The organism is Capnocytophaga sputigena (genome assembly GCF_900446695.1).
Taxonomy (GTDB): domain Bacteria; phylum Bacteroidota; class Bacteroidia; order Flavobacteriales; family Flavobacteriaceae; genus Capnocytophaga; species Capnocytophaga sputigena.
In genome coordinates, this window is the sequence record NZ_UAVP01000008.1 from 381,523 (window position 1) to 393,714 (window position 12,192).

9 protein-coding genes and 1 pseudogene are annotated in these 12,192 nt (G+C 41.1%); 2 read left to right on the top strand and 8 right to left on the bottom strand.

The window, feature by feature from the left end; all coding sequences use genetic code 11:
* Positions 1-40: 40 nt before the first annotated feature.
* The 3 genes and pseudogenes from DR017_RS08195 to DR017_RS08205 all read right to left on the bottom strand — a co-directional run.
* Complete coding sequence (locus DR017_RS08195) at positions 41-622, bottom strand: threonine/serine exporter family protein (protein WP_002680272.1); 582 nt, start codon at positions 620-622, stop codon at positions 41-43.
* Entirely contained in the window at positions 609-1,379 is a 771-nt protein-coding gene (locus tag DR017_RS08200; RefSeq protein ID WP_002680279.1) for a threonine/serine exporter family protein, read from the bottom strand. The genes DR017_RS08195 and DR017_RS08200 overlap by 14 nt, the downstream gene beginning before the upstream one ends.
* Positions 1,380-1,528: 149 nt before the next feature.
* A pseudogene (locus DR017_RS08205) lies at positions 1,529-2,806 on the bottom strand (SGBP N-terminal domain-containing protein); the annotation flags it as partial.
* Between the two features lie 244 nt (positions 2,807-3,050).
* On the opposite strand from DR017_RS08205, the gene DR017_RS08210 reads away from it, so the two are divergent.
* Complete coding sequence (locus DR017_RS08210) at positions 3,051-3,734, top strand: hypothetical protein (RefSeq protein WP_002680250.1); 684 nt, start codon at positions 3,051-3,053, stop codon at positions 3,732-3,734.
* A 149-nt stretch (positions 3,735-3,883) separates the two neighbouring features.
* On the opposite strand, the gene DR017_RS08215 is transcribed toward DR017_RS08210, so the two are convergent.
* The 4 genes from DR017_RS08215 to DR017_RS08230 all read right to left on the bottom strand — a co-directional run bounded on the left by DR017_RS08215 (position 3,884) and on the right by DR017_RS08230 (position 10,286).
* A complete protein-coding gene (locus tag DR017_RS08215; protein ID WP_002680317.1) occupies positions 3,884-5,167 on the bottom strand; it encodes a Na+/H+ antiporter NhaC family protein in 1,284 nt (427 codons plus the stop codon).
* 28 nt (positions 5,168-5,195) lie between these two features.
* The gene (locus tag DR017_RS08220; RefSeq protein ID WP_002680296.1) at positions 5,196-5,720 is read right to left on the bottom strand and encodes a class I SAM-dependent methyltransferase; all 525 of its coding nucleotides are present in this window, start codon (positions 5,718-5,720) and stop codon (positions 5,196-5,198) included.
* 117 nt (positions 5,721-5,837) lie between these two features.
* The gene (polA, locus tag DR017_RS08225) at positions 5,838-8,624 is read right to left on the bottom strand and encodes a DNA polymerase I (protein WP_002680408.1); all 2,787 of its coding nucleotides are present in this window, start codon (positions 8,622-8,624) and stop codon (positions 5,838-5,840) included.
* A gap of 15 nt (positions 8,625-8,639) precedes the next feature.
* Positions 8,640-10,286, bottom strand: coding sequence for an Ig-like domain-containing domain (locus DR017_RS08230; protein WP_002680371.1), 1,647 nt, complete (start codon positions 10,284-10,286; stop codon positions 8,640-8,642).
* A 182-nt stretch (positions 10,287-10,468) separates the two neighbouring features.
* On the opposite strand from DR017_RS08230, the gene DR017_RS08235 reads away from it, so the two are divergent.
* Entirely contained in the window at positions 10,469-11,377 is a 909-nt protein-coding gene (locus DR017_RS08235; protein WP_002680256.1) for a hypothetical protein, read from the top strand.
* 99 nt (positions 11,378-11,476) lie between these two features.
* Here the strand turns inward: DR017_RS08235 and DR017_RS08240 are convergent, their stop codons facing one another.
* Positions 11,477-12,157, bottom strand: coding sequence for a metal-dependent hydrolase (locus DR017_RS08240; RefSeq protein WP_002680291.1), 681 nt, complete (start codon positions 12,155-12,157; stop codon positions 11,477-11,479).
* Positions 12,158-12,192: the final 35 nt, after the last annotated feature.

Below are 12,192 nucleotides of genomic sequence, written 5' to 3' on the forward strand. Positions count from 1 at the left end.
ACAATTAATAATTAACACGTTACACAATTAACAATTAATGTTATACGGGTTCATTTTCTTCTATTTTTCCTTCTAATTCGGCTTTTGTTTTTTTGCGCATCAAGCGGCGTTTGATAAAATCATTGAGGTCTTTCCCTTTTACTGAATAGGTATTGAAGAGTAACATAGGGGTAATCACTCCAAAGGCTAAACACATAGTAATAAAGCCTGTTTGCAAACCGAGTTTAAAAGTTTGATAAAGCAGGTCGAGAGTTTCATCCTGACGGGTTTCAACGGTTACTATTTGGATGATTTTCATCATAAACTCATAGCCGTATTTACCAGGAATCATATTGATAACGGCAGGAATTGTGAACACGATGGGAGGCGTGTGCACTCGGTGAGCGAAATAGACCGCCAAGAGTCCTACAGCACAAGCTCCTAAAAAGGAGGTAATCACAATTTGCTCGGGCATTATAGTACCTAAAAGTATAAACTTAATCCCCCAACCTATACCGCCTAACACCCCTGTAATCCACAAAGCACGGCGAGGAGTGTTGAACAATAACGCAAAGCCAATAGATATCCACATCGACCAAAAGATGCGTTCGGCTAATCCTAAAAATACATCAAAGAAGTTCATAACCAAATAATAGTAAAGCTAAATAAAAACCTAATGAAATCATAAAAACCAAGATAGCAGCGTGAGTGAGTTTGGCTATCCCTGCTACAATACAACCAGAGAGCATATCGATAAATCCGTTGATAAGAGGCACTCCAGGTACCAACCACAACACACAAGCCGCCAAGGCATTGTGGTACTGCTCTACTCCCGCCAAACGGAAGATACTCATCACGGCTACCGACACAAAAGCAGCCCACCCCCAACAGATATACACATTGAACTTGCGCAACTGCAGAATACGACGTCCTGCCAAACCTAATAGCGTTGCTATAAACGACATTCCAAACTCGGTATAACTAGCGTTTTCTTTACCAAACACATAGGCTAATGAACCTCCTGCTACCGATACGAAGAACCACATTACATACATATTGTAGTGAGGTTTGGCTTTAATAGTTGCTACTTGTTCTTCAATTTCTTCGATAGGGAGTTTCTTTTCAATAGCTTCCCAAGAGAGGATACTAATATCGGAAATAGCACTAAAGTTCACACCGTGATGAGGGATTGTACGGACGATAGTTTCCTTTTCGCCTGTAGCCTTATCCTGCACAGTAAGCACGATAGCAGCGTGTGAATAGAAATTTTCGCAATGGTAGTTAAGGGCATTAGAAATGCGTTCTACATTGCGTTCTACCCTACGGGTATTGGCACCACTGGAAATCAGCAGTTCGTTAATGTCGGCAAATAGACGTGCCGCTCGTTCAATGGGTTTCATATAGTTAATTTATCGATTTGTTGATAGAGGGTTGGAAAAACTCTGAAAGGCTCTGAGAAAAATGGGATTTAATTTCCTTTTACTTTTGGTTATTGCCCCGAACCTCCAAAAGGAGAAAAGTTGCAAGAGTGAGTGTTTACTATGTTTTATTTTTGAATAGTAACCTCTTGGCTAAAAGGCTCTGATTTCAGCTGTATTTGAGAGGAGAGTACAACCTTGTACTTGCCTGCAGGAACCTCATTTTCTACTTTAAAAGCAGCCTCAGTAGGTGTTTTAAACGAAGGATAAAGTGTTGCTTTCACTTCATTACCTTGCATCAAAAGCAAAGTGCAAAATCTATAATTTCTATCAAAGTTCATACCGATATAAGCAAAATACTCTCCTGTTACAGTGAGTTCATCACCTGCCTTGAGTGTCGTTTTAGAAAGTGTTTTGATTACGGGTATACGAACGGGTTCTATTGTTATAGGTTGCTTTTCACTATTCACAAAAGGAAGTACTTGTTCTTTAGCACCACCTTTTACTACAAACTTAAAGTCGTTACCTCCGCTAAATGCTCCCGTAGGTGTATTGAACATCTTAAATTCGAGGTTATAATTGGAGATGTCACTCACTGTAAGTTGATAGTCGTGAGTGCCTTTTCTCAAATAATAAGTATATTTTTTCAAGGCTTCAGTATTAGCATATACCACCGTTTTAAAGGTTTGCAATTCGGTAGTTGCTAAGGAAGTAACAGGTTCGAACCTAATAACATCTAACACATTCAGTACTATCTCACCGCTATCTAAGGTGAAATCGCCACTTTCTACTTCTTCTTTATCAAAAGTTGCCTTAAAGTAGTATTGACCATTTTTATAAGAGTCGGGCAATACTACATATACACGTCTTTCTTTTTTATCGATTTTCTGTACTCTAAGGGTGTAAACATCAAATGGAGGGCGACGTTTAACAAGGTCTACTTTTATCTGCTCTTTTTTGACGGGCAAGGTATTGACATCAAAATAAACGACCTCGCCTCCTGCTTTGTTGGTGGTATATTCATTAGGGACGTGTCCAATTTCAATAGGCACATTAGGCTGTGGTGTTTTTTCGGTAGTTACGAGCACTTTGTAGACTTTAGTGCTTTTATCTTCGGCAGTTACGGTATAACTTACTTCTTTGGAGAAATCTTGAGCTATACCGCTATTAGGCGTTACGGTAGCCCCCTTAGAGAAGGTAATGGTGGGGGTAAGGGAGGTAAGATTGGTATCTTCGGGCAATTGGGCAGTGATGGTGGTATTACTAATGGTACTGCTATAAGTAGTACCTTCTACAGTAAAGGTGAACGAAAGTATATTCTTTTCACTGCTTAACAGAGGGGTTTCATCATTGTCTTTTTTACAGGCTAAAGCGAGAAAAAGGACACATAAAGCGTATATCTTTTTCATTGTAAATTAAGTTTTTAGACAGAAGCCGAAACTTCAAGCCGATGTTACAAAGTGCAAAGATAGCGATAATTAGGAAATTAGCAAATGAACAAATAAGGAAATGATTTATAAGATAAGGTGGATTTCAAAAAACTGTTACTAATTTTTGGTACTTGGCATAATTTTTGTACTTTTGCCGCCGAAATAATTTTAAGCAGGCTTTTTTCCTTGTGAAAAACCATCAGTCTTAAAGAAAACAAAATTTATGAAATTAGTTAAAAAGAGGTATTTTTTTGCAGTAATGGTCTTTGCCTTCTTAGGCTTTACCATCAAAGATGAAGAAACAAAAGTAATCACAATTCCACCCACTTTTGTAGTTGATGTACCTCAAATGGCTACCGCTACGCCAGCAGATGCAACTGCAAATAGCGAACTACTCCCTACTTCTTTTACTCTCCACACAGGAAAATCGTTTATTGGATTTAAAGAAGCCTTAGCCTATCGCGAGTCACGCGGTAATTACACTATTGTAAACCGTTTTGGCTATATGGGAAAATATCAATTTGGGAAACGCGCCCTTCGCTTCTATGGCGTAACTGATACCCAACAATTCCTCAACTCTCCTGAACAACAAGAACAAGTGTTTGTGTTGAGCTTACAGCGCACTAAATGGTTTTTGCGCAAAGAAATTAAAAAATACGTAGGCAAAACTATCAACGGGATTCACATTACTGAATCGGGGATATTGGCAGCCGCTCACTTGGCTGGCGAGAGTTCTGTGAAGAAATTCTTCAAACATCAAGGGGGATACAACTTTGCTGATGGCAACGGCGTTACCTTGCAACACTACCTTAAAACGTTTGCAGGTTACGACACATCGGATATTGAAGCTGTACAAAAACCTCAATGGAAATCCCCTGAAGAAACTCTTTCTTTAGCAGCATTGTAAGGAAAATCCACAAGTAATTCAAAAAAAGTTTTTTGAGGGCGTTTGCAAAACGCACCCCAGAAATACTATGCAAACAAATTAATTCCGGTCAATTTCACTTTGTCAAAGACCGTAACGCGCTGCGTTAAGGACTTTGGCAAAGTTTGAATTTATTTTTTACCCCTTACTTGAATATACACTAAAGTAGCAATGAGTAATAGGTGGAGATAGACTGAGTACCCTACCAAAGATAAATAGTCCATCGTATGGGCAAATTGGTATAGGGCGATTACTTGTGCTCCATAAGGAATGAGACCTTGCGCATAACACGAGAAGATATCTAATACTGAAGCCGCATTGCGGAGGGGTATTTGGAATTGCTCGGCTATACGCTTACTTATTTTAGAAACAATGAGAATTGCCACCGTATTATTCGCTACGCACACATCGGCAACAGTTACTAAAAAGCCCATTCCCAGCAAGGCTGAAGCTCCACTCTTGATGCGTTTGGCAACGAGATTCATCAGGAACTGAATGCCGCCAAAACGCTCTACTAAAAAGGCTAATCCGCCAATGATAAAGTAGAGGAAGAAGATGTCAGCCATATCCATAAAGCCTTTATAAGTGTGCTGAGTGAGGTCTAAGAAAGAGAACTTACCATACACAAGTCCCATAACGCCTGAGAACACAACTCCCAAGAACAGTGACACAAACACATTTACTCCAAAAAGCGAAATGACCACAACTGCCACATAAGGCAAAATGAGCAAGGGATTGAAGGTGTGATAGGCTTCGCTATGAGTGAAGGTGGTAGCACCAGGGTTGCCAATAAAAAAGAGAATTACCGCCGATAGCAGCGCAACGGGAAGTGCTATTTGAGCATTGGTTTTCATCTTATCACTCATCTTGCAGCCTAACGACTGGGTGGCGGCGATAGTAGTATCGGAAATGAGGGACAAGTTGTCGCCAAACATCGCACCACAAAGCAACGCAGCCCCTATAAGGGCGGTATTAGAATGACTTTCGAGAGCTAAATTGAAGACAATAGGCGAAAGGGTCATAATGGTACCTACCGAGGTGCCTGTTGCAAACGAGAGGAAAGAAGCAATTACAAAAATCCCCACGGGAAAGTATTCGGGTGAAATGTAGTACATACCCATATTCACTATGCTATCGATACTACCAGAGGCTTTGGCTACCGAAGCAAAAGCGCCTGCCAAAAGGGCTATCACACACATCTGCAACACATTGCTATTACCTGCCCCTCTAAAGAAAAGGGCTATCTTTTGGTTGAGAGGTGCGCGGTAGATAAGCAAAGCTACTACCACTGCAAAAAGCGCAATAATAGGCGCTGGCAATGAATAGAAATTATCAAAATAAATACCACTGCCCAAAAATATAGCTACGAATATGAGTAGTGGGATAATACTTACTATTGAGGTTTTTTTCGTCATTTTATAATTTTGTTAATCTGCTAATTTTCTATTTGTTAATTCTCTCGGCTACTACGGCATAATATCTATTAGTGAAATACCGCAACAGCGGACGCAAGCCTAACTTCTTCACGGGGTGCGTCCATTTTTCTCTATATACAATCCGAAATCCTGCTTTTTCTACCAGCATATCTAATTGCCAATCTTCAAACTCGTGGTAATGACAGTCGCGGGGGTCGGCAGTATTGCGATAGGCTTTGGCAAACCAAAGTCGCAAAGGCACGGTAATCAATATTTTATCTGTAGGGATATTTTGCAACACAGCCAAAGGGTTTACCAAGTGTTCCAAAATCTCTAAAGCGGTAGTGAAATCGGCTTGAAAGTTTTGAAGCGTATTTGTCTCAAAATCTAAATCCTGACCAGTAGTATTAAGCACCGTATAGCCTTCCTCTTTCATAATAGTTGAAAAAGGATTTTCTACCCCTATATCGAGGATTGTACTGCCCTGAGGAGCATATTGTTTGAGAATACTCAAGGTTTTTTGATAGCGTTTTTTAGGAAGGGTTTTGTACATAAATTGAGAATTAACAATTGACAAGGGGATAACGTTTAATTTTAAAGAAGTTATCCGAATTTTTTTTCTTTAAGGGCGTTTGCAAAACGCCCCTACATACATAACATACTATAAAAGCTAATGCGCGTCGAGCCAATTGTTACCTACGCCTAAATCGGCGACGAGGGGCACGGCAAGGGTAAAGGCGTTTTCCATCGCATCTTTGATGAGGGGCTTTACAAGTTCTAATTCAGTTTTAGGCACATCAAACACTAACTCATCGTGTACTTGGAGGAGCATACGGGTTTGGAGTTTTTGGGCTTGCAATTGGTTGTGTATACGTATCATTGCAATTTTTATAATATCGGCGGCTGAGCCTTGTATAGGGGCGTTCACGGCGTTGCGCTCGGCACCTCCACGCACTACTTGGTTATGCGAATGAATATCGGGTAGGTAACGACGTCTGCCTAAAATGGTTTCTACATAGCCGTGCTCGCGAGCAAACTCTATTTGTCTATTGATATAGTTGCGCAAGTTAGGATAGGTAGCGTAATAGGTATCTATCAGTTCTTTGCTTTCGGAGCGAGAGAGGTCGGTTTGTGCGGATAGTCCAAATGCCGATACGCCATAGATAATCCCAAAATTCACGGTTTTGGCGTGGCTACGTTGCTCGCGAGTTACCTCTTCCAAAGGAACATTAAACACCTTGGCTGCTGTGGCGCGGTGAATATCTTCGCCGTGCAAGAAAGACTCAATCATATTGTGTTCTTCGCTGAGGGCAGCGATGATGCGGAGTTCGATTTGCGAATAGTCGGCAGAGAGGAGCACATAATCGGGATTGCGAGCGATGAACGCCTTGCGCACCTGCTGCCCACGAGGGGTGCGAATAGGTATATTCTGCAAATTAGGATTGTTGCTACTGAGTCGCCCTGTAGCGGCTACTGTTTGCATATAGGTAGTATGTACGCGACCCGTACTTTTGTTCACCTCTAACGGTAGTGCATCTACATAAGTAGATTTGAGTTTCTGCACTTGTCGCCATTCCAATATATCGGCTACGATTTTGTGTTTGGCTGCAAAAGGCGCTAAAACCTCTTCGGAAGTGGCATACTGACCGGTTTTCGTCTTTTTCGGTTTGCTGTCAATCTTCAGTTTTTCAAAGAGAATGTCGCCGAGTTGTTTAGGCGATGCCAAATTGAAAGTCTCGCCTGCCTGCTGGGCTATAGCTGTTTCGAGTTGAGCAATATCGGCATCTAAGGTTTTAGAGTATTCTTTTAAAAAATCCACATCGAGGTTTACCCCTTCGCGTTCCATAGCTGCCAATACTTTGATGAGAGGTGCTTCTAAATCGGTATAGATTTTTTGGGCATTTACTTGGGGCATTTGGCTTTGGAATACATTTTTGAGTTGCCAAGTAACATCGGCATCTTCCACAGCGTATTCCTTTACCTCATCGATAGGCACGGTACGCATAGAGCGTTGGGCTTTTCCTTTGCCAATAAGGCTCTCGATAGCAATAGGTGTATAATTTAGGTAGGTTTCGCTGAGGATATCCATATTGTGACGCATATCAGGATTTAGGAGGTAATGGGCTATCATCGTATCGAAGAGTGCGCCCTGTACCTCAACACCGTAGTTTTGCAATACTTTGAGGTCGTATTTCAAATTCTGACCTACTTTGGCTATCTGTTCATTCTCAAAAAACGGACGGAATTGCTCTATGAGCTTAGTAGCTGCTTCTTTTTCCTTAGGAAAAGGCAAATAATGACCTTTATGAGCTGCCCAGCAGAAGGAAATTCCCACTAATTCAGCTTCGAGGGCGTCCACATTAGTAGTTTCGGTATCAAAACACACTTCGGTTTGCTGCAATAGGCTTTGCAACAAGAGTTGTTGTGCCATTGGGGTATCGGCTAATTGGTAGAAGTGAGGCGTATTGCTGCTGTTTTTCTTATCGCTCACCAATTGCGGTTGCGCAAAGAGGTCGCCTTGTGAGAATAAATCTAACTGCCCTGAAGCAGCCTTAGGGGGAGCTTGTACCACAGCTTCTGGCTGGTAGGTTTTTAGGAAATTTTGTAGCAACTGACGGAATTCTAACTCATCGAAAATCTTGCCCACCGCTTCAAAATCGGGTTGAGACATTGCGAAATCGGCTTCATCAAAAGTTACCGGCACATCGAGCATAATAGTTGCCAATTGTTTGGAGAGTATGCCTTTTTCCTTGTTATTTTCTATATTTTCGCGGAGTTTGCCTTTTAGTTTATCGGTATTAGCGAGGAGGTTCTCCATAGAGCCAAAATCGGCGAGTAGCTTTTTGGCAGTCTTCTCGCCTACCCCAGGCAGCCCAGGGATATTATCGACGGCATCGCCCATCATACCAAGGAAATCAATCACTTGCAAAGGGTTTTGCACTTCAAATTTCTCTTGTACTTCTTTCACGCCCCATATTTCGATATCGTTGCCCGAGCGCGCAGGTCGGTACATAAAGATATTATCGCTCACCAGCTGGGCATAATCTTTATCGGGGGTTACCATATACACTTGGTAATCTTGAGCTTCGGCTTGTTTAGAGAGTGTCCCGATGATATCATCGGCTTCGTAGCCCTCTTTTTCGATGATAGGGATGTGCAAAGCCTTGAGTATTTCGTGGATATAGGGGATAGCCAAACGAATCGCTTCGGGAGTTTCCTCGCGATTGGCTTTATAGTCGGCAAAGAGTTCGGTGCGAGCTACGCTCCCCCCCTTGTCGAAAGCGACCGCAAGGTGGTCGGGTTTTTCTTTTTTAATCACCTCGAAAAGGGAGTTCATAAAGCCAAGAATCGCCGAAGTGTTCAATCCTTTGGAATTGATGCGCGGGTTCTTGATAAAGGCGTAGTAGCCCCTGAAAATAAGGGCATAAGCATCGAGGAGGAAAAGGCGTTTTTTCATTTTAGGTGTCAGGTGTTAGGGGTTAGTGATTTGCCAAGTTTCTTCAACTTCCCAATTGGCGCGGAGTTCGATTTCTTTAGGCAGATACCACACCCGCTCGGGTTGCCGATGTTCTAAGAAACTACCAGTATCCCATTGGTGATTTTTGTTCTTATCTTCAATGAGTCGCAAGCGGAATTTACCAGGGGTTACATTCTCGAACAGATATTCGGTTAGAGGTTTTTCAATATAAATTTCGCGGAGTACTTCTGTTGCCTTCTCATTGGTAAGTTGCAGTATAACTGGATATTGCAATGTATTTTCGGCAACGTTGAGATGCATTTTTAGGATAGCTACCTCTTCGAGTTTTTTAGTGCGCACAGTTACTTTTAGAGTATCATTCGTATGTCCGAAAAAATCGGTGAGGGCATTAGGGAGGGCTTCAATGCGGTAAGTCTCGTCGTTCTTTTTATCGAATGAGAGATAGAACTCCAAATTATTAGGGTCTAAACGCGTTTTGAACGGAATAGCCACCGCTGTAGAGTCTTTGCCTGCGAAGACTTTCAGTTTAGAGGGGTCAGTTTTCACGATAGGGATATTGCTTTTAAAGCCAAAATCCTTGTGCATAGGCAAGTCGCCCGAAAAGAGGTTTTCTATTTGCAAGCTATCGTTTTTCATCTCCTTTAAACGCACTTTAAACGTATCGATTTTCTGTTGTTTGGCAATTGTAAATACCAAAGAATCTTTTTGTTTAGGCGTATACCAAAAGTTGAGTGTATCTTTCTTAGGATCTTTGGAGATGATGTATTTAAAATCGGGGGTTACGTGAGAGATAGGTTTGATTTTCACGCTATCGGTTTTGCCTTCAAAGCCAAATTGCACGCGGTTGCCAGCAGCTTGTGTAGGGCGATGTGCCTTGTAAGGAGGTACTTCTTTGAACAAGCGCAATTTAGGGTAAAAACCTTGCGGATTGCCTTTCAAATCGGCAACGGTGATAGGTTCGTCCATAAAAGCAATTTTGTCGTCCTTAGGATTGAAGATATAATTGGGACTTTTTTCTTTGAGAGCGATGAGTTTGTATTTGCCCTCTTTGAGGTATTCCAGCACAAAACTATCGAGGCTATCAAGGGTATTGGTTACATAAGTAGGTTGCGTTTTGTACACCAATGAGTCGTTGTACTGCTCGTTGTAAGGATAGAGCATCACCGTTACGAAATTATCGGGTTTAGGAGCGATAGCATCGGCAATGTCGCCCTCGTACCACAGTGAATCGAGGGTGCTACCAGTAGAAAACACATATTTGAAATCGGATATCGGGTTGCCCTCGTTGTAATCCTGAATGCTATTACCGAAGTTCAACACGTAGGTGGTATTAGGTTTTAGCGTATCCACAATGTTAATTTCCAACCATTTAGAAGCCGAAGTAGGCGAAATGATAGGAAAAGTTTTCATAGGAGGTGAAATAATGAGCTGCTTGCGAACGTCTTTAGTTACCACAAACTCATCAAACTGCAAGCGTATTTTCTTGCCGTGGAACTTCATAGCCCCCGATTTAGGCACAGATTGCAAGAGTACGGGTGGGGTAACATCTTTAGGACCTCCAGTGGGAGAGCCACGGCGGGCGCATTGCCAAAGAGTGAGAGCGATAAGGAGAGAGAGGAGTATGGGTAAACGATGTTTCATAGCTAAGATACGAATTTCTAATTTGCAAAAGTAATAAATAATGTGAATATGGCAAGATTTTTGCGGCTTTTATAGTATAAGCCCCCATCACAATCTTCAAAAAACAAGTACTTATAAGATGCATTATTTTAATTTAATACTACACTCTTTCTGAATAAAAATCAATTAAATCATATTATACAATGAGACGAGTGAGTTTATTACTTTCAGCAGTAGGGCTATTAGTCGCTTGCAACAAGAATGACTACAATGAAGAGCCAGAGCTTATTTATTTTGCAGATAAGATTCACGAAGAAATCTTAGCTGTAGGCAGCACCGAAACCACAACCACCGATTATGAGTTTAAATACCGCGGGGTAGGTTTGGTTACGAGTGAAAGCGTTAAGATTTCTGCACCTTCTACTATAACGCGGACACTTACATACGAGACTTCATACGATGGCAGTTTTCCTAAAACAACGCTTCATAAAGTGGGAGGAACAACAGTGAATACTACCACTTATGACCAATACATTGATAGAGGTAGTATAAAAAAGAAAACTATAGTAGAAACGGGTAAAGAAAATCTTCCAACAGTGGAAGAATACGAGTATTACAACCGCAATACGCTTTCTAAATACACTTCGGCAAAGAAAACAGCTACCAATACTACCGTTTATACAGTGAAAGAATACAATTGGGGTGGCAGGAATGAACTGAATGTCAAAACATCAGTATATACGCAAACGGGAAATACAACTACTTCGGCTACAGTTGTTTTTACTGATAAGTATTTGCTCAACTACAACGAAACTGTGAGAGAACACACCCGCACCGAAAACAATCAAACCGTGGTGATTACCTATACTTACGATACCAAAACTAACCCTCGTTACTTGCAATTTTCACACCGAATGACCCACCCCGATTTCTTCTTACAAGAGGGCTATGGTCGCAATAATATCACTAAAAAAACAGTGAAATATCCTAATGTTGCAGGAAAAGACTACGAGGAAGAAACTGCTTATGAGTATTTTAAAAATGAATATCCACTAAAAGCCGTAATAAAAAGAAATGGCGCAGTAGTAGGAAGTAAAGAATTTACTTATTAGATAAGAGGTAAGAGATAAGAGATAAAAATACCAAAGGTCATAGTGTTATGCTATGACCTTTGGCGTTTTTAGAGGGTTAGTACTAACTGACTAACTAAATTAGACTACTACAATTTGTCCTACACCTAAAAGTATCAGTTCTTTGCCTTTGGCTTTGAAGCTGCGTACAGCGGCGTCTTTATCTATTTTGATATGCGACATAGTGTTGTAGTGGTATCCTAATATTTTATTACATTTTACGAAATCGGAAGCCATAATAGCATCTTCTACGTCCATAGTGAAGTTACCTCCTATAGGCAATACGGCTAAATCTAATTTGTAACGCACTGGGATAAGCTGCATATCGAAATGCAAAGCGGTACTTCCTGCAATATAAACAGTTTTATCGGGGGTTTTGATTACGAAGCCACAAGCAGCACCTCCATCACTACCATTTTCAAAGGTAGATGAATGCAACGCCGATACCATTTTCACTGAACCAAAAGGGAAATTGAAAGTACCTCCTAAGTCCATAGGGTGGCTGTTCTCAATACCAAGATTGAAAAAGTATCTAGCAATCTCAAAATTAGAGATGATTTGAGCTTTGGTGCGTTTGGCAATCTTCTCTACATCCCAAGTATGATCTTGTCCCGCTGTAGTGATGAGGATATAATCGGCTTTTATTTGATTGATATCGATATCACTCGCTAAAGGGTTTTCGGAGATAAAAGGGTCTATGAGCAAGTGCGTTTCACCTATTTTTATCCCTATGCTGGCGTGTCCGTAAAAAGTAATTTCCATAGTAATTAGATAATTCTTTAAGTATGTGTATTTTG